The sequence below is a fragment of the Streptomyces sp. NPDC096193 genome (assembly GCF_040302905.1).
In the GTDB taxonomy this organism is placed as follows: Bacteria; Actinomycetota; Actinomycetes; order Streptomycetales; family Streptomycetaceae; genus Streptomyces.
Map to the genome: position 1 here is coordinate 171,923 of NZ_JBEOSJ010000004.1, position 18,095 is coordinate 190,017.

The 18,095-nt window shown below is 69.7% G+C and carries 13 protein-coding genes and 2 pseudogenes; 10 read left to right on the forward strand and 5 right to left on the reverse strand.

Annotation, left to right across the window (positions count from 1 at the left end; genetic code table 11):
* The first annotated feature begins 10 nt into the window (after positions 1-10).
* The 3 genes from ABTX78_RS08560 (at position 11) to ABTX78_RS08570 (ending at position 2,326) form a co-directional block, all read left to right on the forward strand.
* Positions 11-1,249 (forward strand): serine hydrolase domain-containing protein, encoded by a 1,239-nt coding sequence (locus ABTX78_RS08560; RefSeq protein ID WP_352206043.1) that lies wholly within the window; start codon positions 11-13, stop codon positions 1,247-1,249.
* A gap of 219 nt (positions 1,250-1,468) precedes the next feature.
* Positions 1,469-1,681, forward strand: a complete 213-nt coding sequence (locus tag ABTX78_RS08565; protein WP_352206044.1) for a hypothetical protein — start codon at positions 1,469-1,471, stop codon at positions 1,679-1,681.
* 171 nt (positions 1,682-1,852) lie between these two features.
* Positions 1,853-2,326 carry a hypothetical protein gene (locus tag ABTX78_RS08570; RefSeq protein WP_502993810.1) on the forward strand — a complete coding sequence of 158 codons (474 nt, stop codon included), beginning with the start codon at positions 1,853-1,855 and terminating at the stop codon, positions 2,324-2,326.
* 105 nt (positions 2,327-2,431) lie between these two features.
* Here the strand turns inward: ABTX78_RS08570 and lexA are convergent, their stop codons facing one another.
* The 3 genes from lexA to ABTX78_RS08585 form a co-directional block, all read right to left on the reverse strand.
* Positions 2,432-3,121 (reverse strand): transcriptional repressor LexA, encoded by a 690-nt coding sequence (gene lexA, locus ABTX78_RS08575; RefSeq protein ID WP_352206046.1) that lies wholly within the window; start codon positions 3,119-3,121, stop codon positions 2,432-2,434.
* A 235-nt stretch (positions 3,122-3,356) separates the two neighbouring features.
* Positions 3,357-4,043 (reverse strand): DNA alkylation repair protein, encoded by a 687-nt coding sequence (locus ABTX78_RS08580; protein WP_352206287.1) that lies wholly within the window; start codon positions 4,041-4,043, stop codon positions 3,357-3,359.
* Between the two features lie 112 nt (positions 4,044-4,155).
* Positions 4,156-4,893 (reverse strand): MFS transporter, encoded by a 738-nt coding sequence (locus ABTX78_RS08585; RefSeq protein ID WP_352206047.1) that lies wholly within the window; start codon positions 4,891-4,893, stop codon positions 4,156-4,158.
* A gap of 932 nt (positions 4,894-5,825) precedes the next feature.
* On the opposite strand from ABTX78_RS08585, the gene ABTX78_RS08590 reads away from it, so the two are divergent.
* Both ABTX78_RS08590 and ABTX78_RS08595 read left to right on the forward strand, forming a co-directional pair.
* The gene (locus tag ABTX78_RS08590) at positions 5,826-6,344 is read left to right on the forward strand and encodes an SRPBCC family protein (RefSeq protein ID WP_352206048.1); all 519 of its coding nucleotides are present in this window, start codon (positions 5,826-5,828) and stop codon (positions 6,342-6,344) included.
* 32 nt (positions 6,345-6,376) lie between these two features.
* Positions 6,377-8,677 (forward strand): FdhF/YdeP family oxidoreductase, encoded by a 2,301-nt coding sequence (locus ABTX78_RS08595; RefSeq protein WP_352206049.1) that lies wholly within the window; start codon positions 6,377-6,379, stop codon positions 8,675-8,677.
* 72 nt (positions 8,678-8,749) lie between these two features.
* Here the strand turns inward: ABTX78_RS08595 and ABTX78_RS08600 are convergent, their stop codons facing one another.
* Positions 8,750-9,385 carry a DUF1345 domain-containing protein gene (locus ABTX78_RS08600; protein ID WP_352206050.1) on the reverse strand — a complete coding sequence of 212 codons (636 nt, stop codon included), beginning with the start codon at positions 9,383-9,385 and terminating at the stop codon, positions 8,750-8,752.
* Positions 9,386-9,774: 389 nt separating this feature from the next.
* Here ABTX78_RS08600 and ABTX78_RS08605 point away from each other — a divergent pair, with 389 nt between their 5' ends.
* Both ABTX78_RS08605 and ABTX78_RS08610 read left to right on the forward strand, forming a co-directional pair.
* Positions 9,775-11,142 carry a pyridoxal phosphate-dependent decarboxylase family protein gene (locus tag ABTX78_RS08605; RefSeq protein WP_352206051.1) on the forward strand — a complete coding sequence of 456 codons (1,368 nt, stop codon included), beginning with the start codon at positions 9,775-9,777 and terminating at the stop codon, positions 11,140-11,142.
* 76 nt (positions 11,143-11,218) lie between these two features.
* Positions 11,219-11,584, forward strand: a pseudogene (locus tag ABTX78_RS08610) (FAD-dependent oxidoreductase); the annotation flags it as partial.
* 153 nt (positions 11,585-11,737) lie between these two features.
* On the opposite strand, the gene ABTX78_RS08615 reads toward ABTX78_RS08610, so the two are convergent.
* A complete protein-coding gene (locus ABTX78_RS08615; protein ID WP_352206052.1) occupies positions 11,738-13,186 on the reverse strand; it encodes a DUF1775 domain-containing protein in 1,449 nt (482 codons plus the stop codon).
* Between the two features lie 122 nt (positions 13,187-13,308).
* On the opposite strand from ABTX78_RS08615, the pseudogene ABTX78_RS08620 reads away from it, so the two are divergent.
* From ABTX78_RS08620 to ABTX78_RS08630, 3 genes and pseudogenes are all read left to right on the forward strand, one after another.
* A pseudogene (locus ABTX78_RS08620) lies at positions 13,309-13,982 on the forward strand (alpha/beta hydrolase fold domain-containing protein); the annotation flags it as partial.
* A 166-nt stretch (positions 13,983-14,148) separates the two neighbouring features.
* Positions 14,149-14,775 carry a DUF402 domain-containing protein gene (locus ABTX78_RS08625; protein ID WP_352206053.1) on the forward strand — a complete coding sequence of 209 codons (627 nt, stop codon included), beginning with the start codon at positions 14,149-14,151 and terminating at the stop codon, positions 14,773-14,775.
* A 166-nt stretch (positions 14,776-14,941) separates the two neighbouring features.
* Positions 14,942-17,767: a SpoIIE family protein phosphatase gene (locus ABTX78_RS08630; protein ID WP_352206054.1), complete on the forward strand. Its 2,826-nt coding sequence runs from the start codon at positions 14,942-14,944 to the stop codon at positions 17,765-17,767.
* Positions 17,768-18,095: the final 328 nt, after the last annotated feature.

An 18,095-nucleotide genomic window follows, 5' to 3' on the forward strand; every position in this document is an offset into this window, starting at 1 on the left:
GCTCGCCGTGGTGAGTTCACCGAAGAGTTGGCGCAAGGCGTGCGTAGCTGTGGCCGTAGGGGCGGCGCTGGTCATACCGGTAACGGCCGGAGGCGCGTACGGTGCGCCCACCCCGGACCCCTCCGGCTCGGTATCGCCCTCCCCGGGCGCCACATTCCCGAACCTCGACGCGTCCGTCTCCGCGCGCCTGGACACGGCCATCCAGCAGGTGATGCGCGAAGCGGCGATACCTGGTGTGACGGTGGCCGTGTCGGCGCCCGACAAGGGGACTTACCTGCGGACCTTCGGTGTCGCGGACAAGAGCACCGGCGCGCCCATGGAAGCCGACATGAACATGCGGATCGGCAGCGAGAGCAAGACGTTCACGGTGACTGCCCTGCTGCAACTGGTCGACCAGGGCAAGGTCGGGCTGGACGACACCATCGACAAGTACATCGCCGGCGTCCCCAACGGCAACCGGATCACTCTGCGTCAACTGGCGGGCATGCGGAGCGGCTTGTTCAACTACACGATGGACGACGACTTCGTCAAAGCCTTCCTCACCGACCCCCGGAAGCCCTTCACACCACAGCAGTTGCTGGACTACGGCTTCAAGCACCCGGTGAACTTTCAGCCGGGCGCGGAGTTCCAGTACAGCAACACCAATCTGATCCTGCTGGGTCTCGTCGTGGAGAAGACGAGCGGAATGCCGCTTCAGGACTTCATCTCACAGAACATCACGCGGCCCGCCAGGCTGCGCAACACCTTCCTCGCGACCGACGCCACGTTCCCGAATCCGCACGCGCAGGGCTATACGAACCAGACTCCCGACGGCAAGATCGCGAACTCGACGGACTGGGACCCCTCGTGGGCCTGGGCCGCGGGAGCGGTGATCTCCAACCTCCAGGACCTGCGCTCATGGGCGCGCATCCTCGCCACGGGCAGCCTGCTCAAGCCCGCGACCCAGGCACAACGTCTCGACACCGCCCCGACGACCGTCCCCGGCGCCTCCTACGGCCTGGGCATCTTCAACGTGCAGGGGTGGATCGGGCACAACGGTTCCCTGCCCGGGTACGAGTCCCTGACCATGTATCTGCCCGAGGCCGAGGCCACGCTGGTGGTGCTGCTCAACACGGACGTCGTGCACAACGAGGAGGAGCCGAGCACCCTCCTCGGCCAGGCGATCACCAGCATCGTGACGCCGAACCACGTGTACAACCTCCCGGTGGTTCCGGCCCGGCCGACACCGAGCGCGACGCCCTCCCCGTGACGCAGGAGGGTGATCCCGCCCCGGGATGCAGGCGCTCGCGGAAGCAGGTCAGGGCGGCCGGCACATCGTCGCCCACGCCCCCGCTCTTCCCTACGACAAGCGCAGCCGGTCAGGTCCGTCACTCGCAGGCATTCGGTCGCACAATCGGTTCCTAAGACGGCATGACACTCGCATATCCGCATATGCTGGCACCTTGGCCCGTCCTGCTCAGGAGGTGTCGTGCCGCGCAACACGAAGTTCTGCTACACCTGCGACTCCGACGAACCGCATCGCCCGCTGACCGGCCGGGAAAAGACCTGGCTCAAGGAACGCACGAGCCTGAGGCACGTCGGGGGGTTCTTCATGTGCACGGCACCGAACTGCCGGAATGTGCGCGGCGGCTTCAACAAGCGCCCCTTCGACCCCGTCATCCGCATTCCGCTGCCCGACTGACCCACTGCGCATCCGGTGCACGGTTCGCTGCCGCGCCCCCCGCCGGTGGACCGCACCGGCGACCGCTCGGGGAGTGATCGCGGCAACCCTGCGACCGGCGAGGAAGATGCGGGGGAACTCGGGTGACGCCCGGGGGGACCGACCGTAGGCTCCCGGTGAGGGGCGGGTGCAGTGGAGATCACGGTGCAGTGGATCAGGACGTCCTGGACGAAACAGTCCCGGGGCGGGGAGGCCGCTGCCCGCAGGAACGCGGCCCAGGCGGGCTTCTCGTTGCCCCAACTGCCCGCTGGGTTCGCCCACGTTGTCCGCATGGCCGAGGATGACGAATTCGAGCCGGGTGCGAGCCAGAAGGCTCTCCGCGACATCGACATCAGCCTGCGGGACGAAGGAGATCGGCTCCGGGTGCTCGCACGCGTGGAGCCACTCTTCGGGTTGCCACCTCGCCGGCGCCGACCGCCGGCGGTTCGGCTGTACCACGGCCAGTGGGTCCGGTGGCAGTTGAACTACAGGTTCACCAGTGCCCTGGGCATCCGGGACTGGTCGTACTGGCTCGACACGTTCAACATCGCCTACGGCACCGTCGACCGGGACGTCTTCCTGTCGGAGCCGACGGTCGTGATCGACGAGTGCGGTCCGGTCCGGTAGCGCGGCGGATTGCGACCAGCTGCCGGTTGCGCCCTCACTCCACCGCTGAGGCGGCGTGGCGGATCACCAGAGGCGCCCCGTCCGTGCCCCCAACACTCGGCGACCTCACAAGCGCCGCATGAGTGCCACTACCTTGCCGAGGATCCGTGCCTGGTCGCCGCGCAGCGGCTGGTAGGCCGGGTTCGCCGGCATCAGCCAGACTTCGCCCGCTTCGCGGTGGAGGCGCTTCACGGTTGCTTCGCCGTCGAGGAGGGCCGCCACCGTGTCACCGTGGTCGGCGGTCTGCTGGCGGCGGACGGTGACGATGTCGCCGTCGCGGATCGCCGCGTCGATCATGCTGTCGCCGACCACGGTCAGCGCGAACAGCTCGCCCTCGCCGACCAGTCGCCTCGGCAGGGTCAGGACGTCCTCGACGGATTCGTCGGCGAGGATCGGGGGGCCGGCGGCGATGCGTCCCAGAAGCGGCACATCGGCCGTGTGCCCCTGTGTGCGGGGCGGCGCGGGCGTGAGGCCGGTGTCGGAGCTGAGGCGTCGGCGGACCCGGTAGGCGCGGGGGCGGTGGGGGTCACGCTCGACGAAGCCCTTGCGTTCCAGCGTCATCAGCTGATGCGCGACCGACGAGGTCGACTTGAGGTCCACCGCTTCGCCGATCTCGCGCATCGACGGCGGATATCCCTTGCGGGCCACGGTCTGCTCGATGAAGTTCACCACGGCGGCCTGCCTGCTCGTCAAACCGTCCGCGTCCGTCTGCCCGCCCGGCGGGCGTCCCCGGCGCGCTGGTTCGTCTGCATGCATGTGTCCCACCCCTGCCCTTGATCCTTACGCAGGGACACTAACCCGCCAAGTGACGCAAAGGGAACAGGAGGGACCTTCGCCGGCCGGTGAGCGGGGTCGAGGGGGTACGGTCCGGGCGGCGGCTCGACGGGCCCAGCAGCGCGCCGTACTCCCCGGCAACCGCCGAGCGCATGGTGCGACGTGATTCCCTCACACCCGCTGGTGTCGGGTGCGGCCGGACGTGACCGTGAGCCGCCTACTCGGCCCTCTGCCTGCGCACCATCTCGGTGATCCAGATGGGCGCGAACGGAGACGTGCAGCCCGGGGACGTCGGGTAGTCCTTGAGCACCTCCAAGCGCTCACCGATGTCGAGCGCGCGGGTGCGGTAGTCGGCGTGCTCGATGCCGATCTGGGCCAGGCAGTGGTTCATCGCCCACTGGAGACGAGCCGGGGCGTCCTTCATCCCCGCCTCGATGACATCGAGGAGTCCCGCGAGGTCGAGGCCCTCGGGCTTCTTCGCGACGCGTTCGGTGGTCAGCGCCCAGCCGGCGCTCGTGACCATGGGATCCGGATCGGCGAACCACGCCTGACGCAGGTCCTCGGAGTGCGGGTTCTTCTTGACCACATAGTTCACGAGCCAGTCGTGCACCTTGGGAGTGCGCGCCTCGCGCAGCATCGCGTCCAACGCGTCACGGTCGAACGCCTTCGGGCGGCAGATCAGGAGAGCCAGCAGTCTCGCCGCGGTGTCACCCGTCTCCCAGAGACGGCACGAGAGTTCCTGCTGCGTCTTCAGCCGCTTCGCGAGCGCGCGCAGCTTGCCGAGATTCACGCCGTGATCATCACCGTGCCGCTCGTTCACCGCCCGTGCCTTGGGGTCGTCGAGGGCGGCCAGCTCGGCCATCACCTCGGCCACCGTCGTCTCGGTCGGCGTCGTCACGGCCATGTCAGCCTCCAGTTCCATCACGTGCGTGGTGCAGCCTACGACGGAGGCGGACCTCTGTCGTACACGCCGGGGCTGCGGCCGCCATCGGCACGAGACCGGTCCGCGGTTCACCTCAGTGCGGGCCCATGGCTCGGCCCGGCTGCCGGATGCGGGGCACGAGGCGACGGCGTTCGGCCAGGGCGCTGACGCCGGTGATGAGGAGGGTGACAGTGACGCCGCCGAGAATAGCGACCGAGGCGTTCGCCAGGTCCAACACCACGGCGGAAAGGGACGCGGCGAGGCTGTAGCCCACACCGCCGACCGCGTACATGACGGAGTAGGCGGCAGCATGCGCGTGCTGAGGTAGGCGTTCCCGGAGGCTGAGCATGCGGGCGACCATGACTCCTGCCTGGAAGACCCCCGTCAGCAGAAGGCCTGCGGCGATGCCTGTCACACCGGGGAGCACGGTGACCAGACCGAGGCACCCCGAGGTGACGACGAGGAACACCAGACTCTGGGTCCGTACCGAGCCCGGCCAGGTCCGCAGGCCGTAGCAGAACGCGCCCGCCGCGCCGGCCAGTGCGAAACCGGCGAGCAGCGGCCCCGCCCACCCCACCGCGATGTGCCGCTCCTCCAGAAGAGCCGGCAGGACCAGTTCCGCGGTGGCCAGCATCGACATGGAGGCCGCGCTGGTGAGGTAGACGGGCCAGCCGGTGAGCAGGGTCGCCGCCATCGGCCCGCTCGGCGGTCCGGCAGACTCGGGCTCCCGCGGTTCCGGGAGCCGGAGCAGCAGGATCGACGCGCCGGCGGCGAGCAGCGCGACCACCGTCAGCGGGGCCCCCGGGTGCACCTGGAGAGCCAGGAGGACCACCAGGCCCGGCGGCCGCGGCCCAGACGACCTGCGTCAGCATGGCCTCGGCACTCAGTGCGCGGGGCACCGCGTGGTCGGCTACCAGACGGGTCAGCATCGCTCGCACACCTCCGGGGCAGGCTGCCGGAGCCACGCCGGCCACGAAGGCGAGACCGATCAGCACGGCGGGCGGGGCGGAGACCGCGAGCGGCAGCGCACCGAAAGCACTCGCCCCCGCCATCAGCCCGAACGACAGTTGCCGCCGCATACGGCCCCGGCTCAGACGGGCCCCGAGCAGAGGCGCCCCGACCACCTCTCCCAGGACGTACACCGAGGCGAGGAGCGCGCCGAAGGTGTAGCCGTACGGGCTCTGCCGGGTCAGAAACACGAGGGCCAGGGGTGCCATGGCCACCGGGGTCTTGCTCGCCAGTACGACCAGGCCCCACCGCAATGGCTTACGAGCCATCAAGTCCCGATAGCGGGTTGCGGATGTGGACAATTCCATCGACCTTTCGCACATCCGGGCGCGTCGTCACGCTGTCGCCGAAGCCGCTCCTGGGCGGCAACTCACCACGCGATCAGACCTGTTGACGTCGCCTGGGGGCAACGCCACACCGATTGTGTGCGGCGGGCCCGCGTTGGGGAAGAGGATCCCGCGCGGCCCAGCAGGTGCCCACCTCGACCCGTACGGCACAGGTCGAGGTGGAAGCACCCGCGAACGGGCCAGGCACACAAGGACGGACCCGAGGAGGCTGTACCGGACGGGCCGGGTGCGAGCCGGCGCGGCCATGAGCGGGGCACCGACGGCCATGCCGATCGCCCGGCCCGGGCGTGGCGTGCCGATTGTTCCGCCGCGCTCCGCCGGGAGCCAACCGTCACGCTCCGCGACTCAGATGGCGATCTGTCGCCCAGGCGGTGACACTGAGTGCATCAGTGCCTGAGACAGGTGAGCCATGACTACCGTTGAAGAGACGATCGACGTCGGCGTGCCGGTTCGTACCGCCTACAACCAGTGGACCCAGTTCAAGAGCTTCCCGCGGTTCATGTCCACGGTGAAGAGCGTCGAACAGGTCCGGCCCACCCTCACCCGCTGGGTCGTCGGGCTCGGTCCGGTGCGCCGCGAGTTCGACGCGGAGATCGTGGAGCAACTGCCGGACTCCCACCTGGTGTGGCAGACCCTCGGTCGCGGCTTCAGCCATCGGGGTGAGGTGTCGTTCCGCGCCACCGCACCGGGCCGTACCACGGTCGTCGTACGCATCCATACGGGGCCGGAGAGGGCAGCGCGCCTCCACACCTCCGCCTCCGGGTGCACCAGGCGTGTGCTCCGATCCGAACTCGGTCGCTTCAAGGCGTTCATCGAGGGGCTGGGCCAGGAGGGCGGGGCCTGGCGGGGAGTCATCCGCAACGGACGCGTCGAACCCGCGGAACCGGAGCCGCCCCGAAGCCGGGTTCCGCACTGGCCTGTCGGCTGATCCGTCCGCTGGAGAGCGAGAGAGCGAGCTCGATGAAGAAGCCCCCCGGTGAAGAGCCGGACAAGCGACTGACCGTCACCCCTCCGAAGACATGGGCGGCGGGAGTGCCCGCCGTGACCCATGCCCTGGAGTACTCCCTCGAGGAGACGTCGGTCAGACGTACCGGAGTGACGCTGCTGACCATGAATCAGGTGGGGGGCATCGACTGCCCCGGCTGCGCCTGGGCGGATCCCACCCCCGGACACCGGCATCTCAACGAGTACTGCGAGAACGGTGCCAAGCACATCAACGACGAGGCGACGACCCGGCGCATCACCGCCGACTTCTTCCGCAGGCATCCGGTCTCCGAACTGGGCCGGCGGTCCGATCTGTGGCTCAACCAGCAGGGCAGGCTCACCGAGCCGATGGTCAAGCGGCCCGATTCGGACTACTACGAGCCGATCAGCTGGCACGACGCGTTCGGCCTGCTCGCCGATGAGCTGAAGGCGCTGCACTCACCCGACGAGGCGGTCTTCTACACATCCGGCCGGGTCAGCAACGAGGCCGCTTTCCTCCTGCAGCTCTTCGCCAGGGTCTTCGGCACCAACAACCTGCCGGACTGCAGCAACATGTGCCACGAGTCCAGCGGCTTTGCTCTTCACGAGACCCTCGGCACCGGCAAGGGGACGGTGAGCCTGGAGGACCTCCATCACGCCGACCTGATCTTTCTGGTGGGACAGAACCCCGGGACGAACCATCCACGGCAGCTCTCCGCGCTGGAGGAGGCCAAGGGCAACGGCGCCCGCATCATCGCGGTGAACACCCTGCCCGAAGCCGGACTGCTGGCGTTCAAGAACCCGCAGAAGGCCCGCGGTGTGATCGGACGCGGTGTCCAGATCGCCGATCAGTTCCTGCACATCCGCAGCGGAGGCGATCTCGCACTGTTCCAGTGCCTGAACCGGCTCCTGCTGGAGGCGGAGGACGCACGGCCGGGCACAGTGCTCGACCAGGACTTCATCCGCTCCAGTACCAGCGGCTTCGAGGAGTTCTACCGCCACGCCAGAACCATCGCCTGGGACGACGTCCTCACCGCCACCGGACTGACCCGGGAAGAGATCTACGACGTCCGGGACGCGGTTCTGAACAGCGAACGCGTCATCGTCTGCTGGGCCATGGGGATCACGCAGCAGACCCACGCCGTCCCCACCATCAGGGAGATCGTGAACTTCCTGATGGTGCGCGGCAACCTCGGCAAGGCCGGAGCGGGTGCCTGTCCCGTACGCGGACACAGCAACGTCCAGGGCGATCGCACGATGGGCATCTGGGAGCAGATGCCCGACTCCTTCCTCGACGCGCTGGAGCAGGAGTTCGGGTTCGAACCGCCGCGGGCCCACGGGCTCGACTCGGTGAACTCGATCAGAGCCATGCGCGAAGGCCGGATCAAGGTATTCCTCGGCGTGGCGGGGAACTTCGTCCGGGCCGCTCCGGACAGTGACGTCACCGAGGATGCCATGCGGCAGTGCCGCCTGACCGCCCACATCTCCACGAAGCTCAACCGGTCCCATACGGTCTGCGGCGGGACCGCTCTCATCCTGCCGGCCCTCGGCCGCACCGAGCAGGACATCCAGGCCACCGGCCATCAGTTCGTGACGGTGGAGAACTCGATGAGCGAGGTCCACACCTCCCAGGGGCGCCTGGAGCCGGCGTCCCCGATCCTTCTCAGCGAGGTCGCCATCCTCTGCCGGCTGGCCATGCGGACGCTGGACGGCAAGGCCGGCATTCCGTGGAAGCAGTTCGAGGCCGACTACGGGACGATTCGCGACCGGATCTCCGGCATCGTGCCGGGGCTGCACGACTTCAACCGCCGGGTCTCCCGGCCCGGAGGCATCAGACTGCCGAATCCGGTCAACGAGGGTGTCTTCCCCACGACCGTCGGCAAGGCCATGTTCACCTGCAACGACTGGGAGATGTCACACGCGCCCGAGGGACATCTGCTGCTCCAGACCCTGCGCTCCCACGACCAGTGGAACACCATCCCGTACACCAACAACGACCGCTACCGGGGCATCCACGGCAGCCGCCGCGTGGTCCTGGTCAGCCCGCAGGACGTGTCCCAGCTGGGTCTGACGAAGGGCCAGCACGTCGATCTGGTGAGCGTGTGGCCGGACAACGCCGAGCGACGGGCGGAGGACTTCGTGGTCGTCCCCTACCCGACGACTCCTGGCTGCGCCGCCGCGTACTACCCCGAGACCAATGTCCTGTTGCCGCTCGACAGCGTGGCCCGGACCAGCAACCAGCCGACCGCCAAGGGCATCGTGGTCCGTCTGGAGCCCACCGCGGTCCGAGTGGAGTGACTGTCACCTGCGCGGGGCGGGCCGGTGCCCGGGGGCGTGCGGCCGCGACGGCACACGTCGCGGCCACCGGGGTCAGCCGGTGACGATGCCGGTCACCAGGTTGATGGTCGTCGCCAGGATGCTGGTTCCGAAGACGTACGAGAGCAGTGCATGCCGCAGCACGATGGACCGGATCTTCGAACTCGAGACGTCGGTGTCGGAGACCTGGTAGGTCATGCCGAGGTTGTAACTGAAGTACAGGAAGTCTCTGTATGCCGGCGGGCGTTCGGAGTTGAAGTCGATTCCGCCTGCGGGCGGTAGGTAGTAGATGAACGCATAGCGCGTGGTGTACATCAGATGGAGCGCCGCCCAGGCCATGAAAACGCCGGCGAGTGCGGTCGCCGCAGCGGCTTGGCCGGAGTCGGACTTGCCCAGAAGGAGCAACAGCACAATGGCGACCAGCCCGCACAGGGCGACCCCGACGACGACGAATTCATCGACCGCGGGCTGAAAGTCCTCGCGTTGGGCGTTGGCCTGCGTGGCCTTGGCGTTCATCGGCCACAACACGATCCAGCCCATCACCACGAAGACCGTCTCCGTGGCGGCGATTCCGGAGAGAATTCCGAGCAGCGGACCGGTCGAGAATCCCACGATCAGGCCGGTCACCGCTCCGACGACCACCGCGCAGGCAAGTCGTGGGACCGCGGAAAGCGGCAACCAGGTACTCATGGGTCATCACGTTAGCCATACCGTGATCACCCGGCCCGACAACGCACCTCGAGTGCGCGCGTGAAGAAGCGTGCCGGATGTGGCTGCCTTTGCCGGGACCGGATCCGCCCGGCGGTGCGCACCTCGTGGTGCCGCGGACAGCGCGTTCCTCGCCGACGGGTGCGGTCGGGTCGAAGACGACGTGTGCGTCCGCGCGGCCGTGCGGCGATGTCGGTGAGGCGGGGTACGAGCGCTCCGTCCGAGATGCTCGGTCGACCGACCCGGTCGCGGCCCGGTCGATGTGTGGGCGCGGGCACTCTGTTGACCCGTCTCGACGCCGAGTCGACCCCTTCGGTGTCCGCTCGCGACTGCGCTTGCGTGGCCCCGGCGACTGTCCCATAGTCCGAGGTATGGACCCGCGCGAGACGGCGCTCCACCAGGCGTACGGCCATGCCGTCCGCTGGCTGGCGAGCCTGTCCGACCGCCGGGTTCCCGCCCGGGCTTCGGTGGACGAGATCGTGAGCGCGCTCGGTGCCGAACTGCCCGACGGTCCCAGTGCACCCGCCGACGTTGTCGACCTGCTGGCCACGGCCTGTGATCCGGGACTCACCGCGTTTCCCAGCGGCCGCTTCTACGGCTTCGTGGTCGGCGGCGCCGAACCGGCTGCGCTGGCCGCGGACTGGCTGGTCAGCGCCTGGGACCAGAACGCCGTGATGTCCGCCGTCTCTCCCGCGTACACGGCCGTCGAGGACATCGCGAGCGCCTGGTTGCTCGATCTGCTCGGCCTGCCCGGTGAGTGCGCCGTCGGCTTCACCACGGGCGCCACGATGGCGAACTTCACGTGCCTGGCCGCCGGGCGCGATGCGGTGCTGCGGCAGGCCGGCAGGGACGTGGCCCGGGACGGACTCGCGGGTGGGCCGGCCGTGCGCGTCGTCGCCGGGTCGAACCGCCACATGTCGATCGACCTGGCGCTGCGCTACCTGGGCCTCGGACAGCCCGAACCGGTGGCGGCGGACGATCAGGGGCGCATCGGGCCCGCGGCCCTGCGGAGCACCCTGGCGACCGGCGGGAAGGGCCCCACGATCGTGATCCTCCAGGCCGGAGACATCCACTCCGGCGCCTTCGATCCGTTCGTCGAGTCGATCCGTGCGGCACGCGAGGCGGGTGCATGGGTACACATCGACGGCGCGTTCGGGCTGTGGGCGGCGGCCTCCCCCGCGTACGCACATCTGACGGCGGGCTGCGTGGACGCGGATTCCTGGGCGACGGACGCCCACAAGACCCTGAACGTCCCCTACGACTGCGGGCTCGCCATCGTGCGCGACCCGTTCGCGCTCCGGACGGCGATGGGTCTGCATGGCGACTACCTCATCCTGCACGAGCGCGGCGACCCGAGCGACAAGGTCCCCGAGCTCTCCCGGCGCGGCAGAGCCTTCACCGTGTGGGCCGCACTCAGGTCCCTCGGCCGGTCGGGGGCGGCCGACCTGGTCGAGCGGCTGTGCCGGCATGCCTCGGCGTTCGCCGCCGGTATCGCGGGGATGGACGGCGCGACGGTGCTCAACGACGTGGTGTTCACCCAGGTCTGCGCGGAGTTCGGCGGTGACGAGCGTACGGAACGGGTGCTCGCCCGGCTGCTCGACGACGGCACGGCGTGGATCAGCGGCTCCACCTGGCACGGCCGACGCGTCGTGCGGATCTCGGTGAGCAACTGGTCGACGACCGACGACGACGTGAGGCGCGCACTCGCCGCGATCCGGCGGGCGGCGGCCGACGCCTGACGCCGTCGCGCGGCCTCAGGACCTGCCACCCCCGCGCGGCACCCGACGGACTTGTTCGTGACGAGCATCGGCTCCGCTGCGGCAGTTGGTCGCCGATGCGGAAGGCTCCCTGGTCCCGCGGCTGATCCATGCCCTGCCCGTCGGCCACCGATGGGAGCGGGTGCCGGGAGTGACCCTGCTCGGCGACTCGGCTCATCCGATGTCACCGTTCGCCCGGCGAAGGAGCCAGCCTTGCCATGATCGACGGCACGGACCTGGGGCGCTGTCCGGCCGCGCATCCGCACGATGTCGAGAGGGCACTCCACTCGTACGAGGACATCCTCTTCCCTCGCGGCGAACAGACGGCCCGCCAGTCCGCGGAAGGCCTCGATGTCATCTTCAACGACGTGCTCCACAGCCTCTGTTGGACATGCTTGGCGCCTTCGACGACCGGGCCGCATGAAGCGGAACGCGCCCCGGGCGCTGCATGTCCAGGCCGTTCAGGCCACAGCCGTGCAGGTGCGGCGGGTCGCCGGGGAGGGGTGCGTGGGCGGCGTCCACCGCCGTCGCTCCCTCGCCGACGACCCGGCGCAAGCCGTCCGGCGCGGCCTCCTCGTCAGGCGCCGCCCGCCGTGCCACGGCGCTTGAACCACCAGGCGCCGCCGCCCAGAGCAGCGATGACGACGACACCGATGATGAGGGGAAGAACGGGCGAGGAGCCACTGTCCGAAGTCTCCGCGGTCTCCTCCGCCCCCTTGCCGTCATCCGTGGCAGACGCGGAGGGTGTGGCCGGGGTGGGAGCGGCCGTGGTGGGCTCGGTGGTCGGAGTGGGGCTCACCGGCTTCGCGCCCGGGGCTGCCGCCTTCAGTTCCAGCACCGGAGCCGGACTGCCGTGTCCGTGGCCGTGCCCGTCGCTGCTGGGCTTCTCCAACTCGATCCAGCGGTGCACCTCGCCGTCGCTGTAGGTCTGAAGGGTCTTGAACGCCACGGACCTGGCATCGGGGAGCTGCCGCACGACGACGGAGTAGGCGACGTCAGCGCCGACGGCGGCCTTCGGGCCCGAAACCGCGTAGCCGCGGGCCGTGGGCGTCAGCTTCCAGCCCGCGGGGCCCTTCTTGAAGGCGATGTCGGACGGGAGGATTCCCTCGGGCAGGATCACCTCCAGCTTGGTGATCCCGGCCTGATCAGACTCCGACTCGGCCGAGAAGTTCAGCCTGACGTTCTGCGCCAGGGCGGCGGCGCCTTCCGATTCGACTTCGACATGGGCCGAGGCCGGGGCGGCGAGGGCGACCGAGACGGCGAGGACGACGCCGGCCACGACGGAGAAGCGGCGCGCGATGCGCGCGCGGGTGGTGCGGGACACAGGTGACTCCCATGGTGGGTTGAGGCTGGCGGGCGCGGGAAAAGCGCCACGAGGTCGGACGGCGGGGGCGAACGCCGTCGGGGGGCCTCGGCGCACGACAGCGTGCGCCAGCACCAGGGATGTGCGCGGTTGTGACGGTGACCGCGTCCGTGCCGCCGGCACAGCGCGCGACACGACGGGGAGGATGCCGGCCGGTACCAGCCGTAGGACGACACCGCCGAGCATCTCGACCAGGAGTCCCACGAGGCGGCTCGCGGTGTCCGCACGATGCAGACACCAGGCCACCAACAGGGCGGCCATCACATGCGCGGCCGTCATCGAAGGATCGTGGTGAGCGGTCTGCCATGCCGCGCCGGGACCGTCGTGCGAGGCCGTCGCGTGTGCCTCATGGCCCGGTTCCCGCCCGACGATGCGGAGGAACCACACGTGCAGGGCGGCCTGGGCTGCCGCGGTGGCCAGGAGCGCGGTCGGGAGCGAACGCGCGGACCGCACGAGCGGCAGGGCCAGGACGAACAGCAGCCCGCCGGCGAGCAGCACGGCCCGCCACGGCACCGGATGTCCCGAGGCCAGATGATGTCCCGTGACCGCCAGCGCCGTACCGATGCCCGCGAACACCCCGGCCCGGACAGCGCACACCGGCGCGCCGCTGCTCGGTTCCTGTCCGATGCGGCGCGCGGCGCGAGTACGGCTGGTCCACGGCATGGCGGACCCATCATGGATCATCACCGCAGTTCCTGGCCCCAGGGTTCGGGAATCGCGTCCTGTAACGCATCCCACCCGCGGTGGGTCAGAGGTTGAAGCCGCCCGAGACGTCGATGTTCTGCCGCTTCTCGCAGATCGACATCCCGCTGGAGTGGCTCGACGAGTTCGGCGCCGTCGTCGTCTCCGTGGACTACCGGCTGGCGCCGGAGGCCACCGGCACGACCCTGGTCGACGACTGCTGTCAGGGCCGTGCTGGATCTTCGAGCACGCGGCGGACCTGGGCGTGGATCCCTCCCGTGTCGTCGTCGCCGGTGCCAGCGCGGGCGGCGGCCTCGCCGCCGGTGTGACGCTGATGGCCCGCGACCGCGGTATGCCGGTGATCGCCGCCCAGATGCTGATCTGCCCCATGCTCGGCCATCGCAACATCACCCCCTCCAGCCGGCAGTACTCCGGCGTGCCGACCGTCTGGACGCGCGAGATGAACGAGTTCGGATGGCGATCCGTACTCGGCGGCCTCGCGGACGAGGATGTGCCCGCCTACGTCTCCCCCGCTCTCGCGGACGATCTCTCGCGCCTGCCGACCACCTACATCGACGCCGGCTCGGCAGAGGTCTTCCGTGATGAGGACGCCGACTACGCCATGTGGATCTGGGCGGCAGGCGGCCAGGCGGAACTGCATGTCTGGGCGGGAGGCTTCCATGGCTTCGACGCGCTGTATCCGCAGGTGAGGGTATCGGCGGCGGCACGCAGGACCCGCAATGACTGGCTCGCGAGGGTGCTGACCGCTCGCGTGTGAAGTTCGTCGGCCAGGGGGCGCCCGGCCCCGCCGGTGAGGCCCCCGGGCCGTCACATCCGAGGGCCTCTGTATCCATCCTCCTACTCGGGCGGCGGGACGGTGCCTTACGGAAGAGTGGGCGGGGGCCGCGGCGTACGTCGTCACCTCCCTCGCTAGGGTGAAACGCATGGAATCCCGCCGCATGGAACCCCGCTTTTCCGCAGGTCAGGTCGTCGTCCGGCGCGAGATCCTGGATGATCGCGAGTGGCTGGTCTATCCCGTACGTGTGGTTGCCGACGATGGCCGCACTCTTGCGGTGTACCTGGCCCAAGGGACGCCGCTGACATTCGGCCGCGGCGCTTTCTCCTGGGGATTGCACCCGTGGGCGGCCTTCGACCACTCCTGGCAGTCCACCGGTGTTCTCCAGTTGCAGCGCGCGGGGGACGGATACGCGGTCTGGGCGCGTTGGCAGGGTGCCGAACTCAAGGACTGGTACGTCAATTTCCAGCGGCCCATGCGACGTACCAAGCGTGGTTTCGACACCCTCGACCATGAGCTCGACCTGCTGATCCCGGCCGACGGGTCCCCCTTCATGTGGAAGGACGTCGAACACTTCGAGGAACGAGTGCGCGCAGGCGGCTTCGGACCCGGTGAGGCGGAGGCCGTGCGCGCCGCCGCTGACGAGGTCGTGCGGCTGATCGAGGCAGGTGACTGCTGGTGGGAGCAGTGGCGCGATTGGCAGCCTCCGGCGGCGGCCGAGGTGCCCGGGCCGCTGGCCCTGGAGAATGTCACGGTGGCGGACGTCGGCATCTGACTCGGTCCACTGGAGCCCTGTGGTCCCGAGCGTTCGCTCCACAAGCGCGCAGGGTGCGGCCGCACCCGCACGCCGGGACCCGCCGCACCCGCGTGCCAGGGAAAGAGAGGCCTCCACCCCTCCTCGTCAGGGCGATATGTGAGCTGCTCAGTGCTACAAAAAGGGCATGACGGGAAATTCTCCCCTTCGCTCGGCGCTTTCCTCGCTCCGCTCGTCGGTCGCCCGGTTCTGGGGCAAGCGCCACGCGCACCCTGCCGCACAGCGCGAGCGGAGCACTCCTTCGGCCAACTCGCCCTCGGCGCCCGGGAGATCACGGCGGCGCGGACTGCGTGCCTTCCTCGGTGAGCGCAGCGCCGCCGGGCAGGTGCTCATCCTTCAGATCGTCGTCGCCGCAGTGTTGATCGCGGGCGCAGTGGCCGCGCTCTCCTTCGAAGCGCAGCACGACGGCCAGCAGAACGCCGAGAACCGCTCGCTCGCGGCCGCCGAGTCGTTCGCGGATGCTCCGGGCACCGAGGCGGCGCTGAGATCCGGGGCACCGACCCCCGCCCTGCAGCCCCACGTCGAAGAGGCCCGGCACGGCTCGGGCGTGGACTTCGTCTCGGTCATGAGCCCGTCGGGCATCCGTCTCGCCGATTCCGATCGCACGCTGATCGGTCTGCGGGCCGAAGGGATCGAACGCGCCGCGTCCGGGGAAGCCTTCACGGAGATCTTCCGGGGAGACCCGAGCAACGCGGCGCGCGCGGTCGTCCCCGTGACCGATGCCGACGGCACCGTCGTCGGTCTCGTGGCCGCCGGCGTCCGGATCGACCACATCGGCGCCTACGTCAACCGTCAGATGCCCGTCCTCTTCGGCTGTGCCGCCGCCGCACTCGCGCTGGCGACGATCAGCGCCGTGCTGGTGAGCAGGCGACTGCGCCGCCAGACCCGTGGCCTCGGCCCCACCGAGATGACCCGCATGTACGAGCATCACGATGCCGTGCTGCACGCGGTACGGGAAGGTGTTCTCATCATCGGGGGCGACGGCCGGCTGGTGCTGGCCAACGACGAAGCGCGCAAACTCCTGGAGATTCCACCGGGTGCGGAGCGGCGCCGTATCGTCGATCTCGGCCTCGACGGCGACATCGCCGAACTGCTCGCCTCGGGCCGAGAGGTGACGGACGAGGTGCATCGCGCCGGAGACCGCCTGCTGGCCGTCAACACACGGCCGACCGCACCTCGTGCGGGCGTGCCCGGCACGGTGGCCACGCTGCGCGACACCACCGAGCTGAGCGCCCTGACCGGCACGGCGAGGGTGGCTCGCGAGCGCCTCGGCATGCTCTACGAGGCGGGGGTCAGGATCGGCACCACACTGGATGTGCGGCAGACCGCCGAGGAACTGGCTCAGGTGTCGGTCCCCCGGTTCGCGGACTTCGCGACGGTGGAACTGCTGGACAGCGTCGTACGGGGCGAGGAGCCGTCGAGCGTCGAGGCGGATCTGCGGCGTGCGGCATTGAGCGGTCGCCGCACCGACAGCCCGTTCCAGCCGGTGGGCGACGTCATCGGGTTCGACATCCCCACGACCCCCATGGCCGCGGCACTGGCGAGCGGTCACGGCGTGCGGGAGGCCGACCTGATGGTGGCGCACGGCTGGCGTGCCCAGGATCCCCCCGGAGCGGAAGCGGCTCTCGCCTACGGGATCCGTTCGCTCGTGACGGTGCCGTTGCGGGCCGGGGGCGTCGTCCTGGGGGTCACCAATTTCTGGCGGACGGAGCACACCACGCCGTTCGAGCCCGAGGATCTCTCCTTCGCCGAGGAACTGGCCGCGCGTGCCGCCGTGGCCATCGACAACGCCCGTCGTTTCACGCGCGAACACGCCCTCGCCGTGGCTCTCCAGCGCAGCCTGCTGCCCGGGGTGCTGCCCGAGCAGGACTCCGTGGACGTGGCGCACCGCTATCTGCCGGCGCACGCGGGGGTGGGGGGCGACTGGTTCGACGTCATCCCACTTCCCGGCGCCCGGGTCGCCCTGGTCGTCGGTGACGTCGTCGGACACGGCATGCATGCCGCGGCCACCATGGGCCGGCTGCGCACGGCGGTCCACAACTTCTCCACCCTCGACATGCCGCCCGACGAGATCCTGGGACACCTCGACGAACTGGTCACCCGGATCGAGGAGGAGGAAGGCGGCGACGGCGTCGCGGGCGCGACGTGCCTGTACGCGGTCTACGACTCCGCCTCGGGCCGGTGCTGTCTCGCCCGGGCCGGGCACCCGGCTCCGGCGCTGGTCCGCCCCGACGGCACGGTGGACCTCCTCCCGGACATGCCCGTCTCCCCGCCGCTGGGAGTCGGCGTCCTGCCGGTAGAAACGGTCGAACTGCAGCTGCCCGAGGGCAGCGGCCTGGTCCTCTTCACCGACGGCCTCGTCGAGCACCGGGACCGCGACATCGACGCCGGGCTCCATCTCCTGCGCAGCACCCTGACCGAAGGCGGGGACCGGACGCCCGAGGAGATGTGCGAGGCCGTCGTCCGAGCGATGGTGGAGCCGGACCGTACGGACGACATCGCCCTGCTGGTGGCCCGGACCCGCCTGCTCGAACCCTGGCGGATCGCGGAATGGGATCTGCCCCTGGACCCCTCGGCGGTCTCTCCCGTTCGCGCCGCGTGCGGCCGTCAGCTGGAGGAGTGGGGGTTGGCGGACATCGCCTTCACCACCGAGCTGATTCTGAGCGAGCTCATCACCAACGCGGTCCGCTACGGCGCGGAACCCGTCCATGTGCGCCTCCTGTACGAGCGAAGCCTCATCTGCGAGGTGTCCGACGGCAGCAGCACCGCCCCGCATCTGCGCCATGCGGCGACGACGGACGAAGGCGGTCGCGGGCTCTTCCTCGTCTCCCAGTTCGCCCGGCGGTGGGGCATCCGGTACACGCCCGCCGGGAAGGTCATCTGGACCGAACAGCCACTGTTCGACGCGCCGCAGCCAGCGATGGACCAACTCCTGGACGCCATGTCGTGGTGAGCGGCGACGCGCCTGGGCGGGGTTGCGCGGGGCGGGTTCACGCGCCGAAGGAGCGCCGGGGCGGGGTGAACACCCCTTGCCGGCGCTCCTGCGGACACGATCCCGGTGCTGTCAGCTCACCGCACGCGCTCAGGTGGTTCGATGACGTGCTGGAAGGCGGTCATGCATGGAAAACAGTGTCGTTCTGTGGAGTACTCCTCCTGGTCCTCGGACCGTCGGAGGCCACAGAGCGTCTTGGTCTTGTCCGGCGCCAGCACGTGCCAGGCGGGATCCCCACCTGCGGCAGTGGCTCCGGCCCACATCTCGTACATGCCTCGGCTCCTCTGGC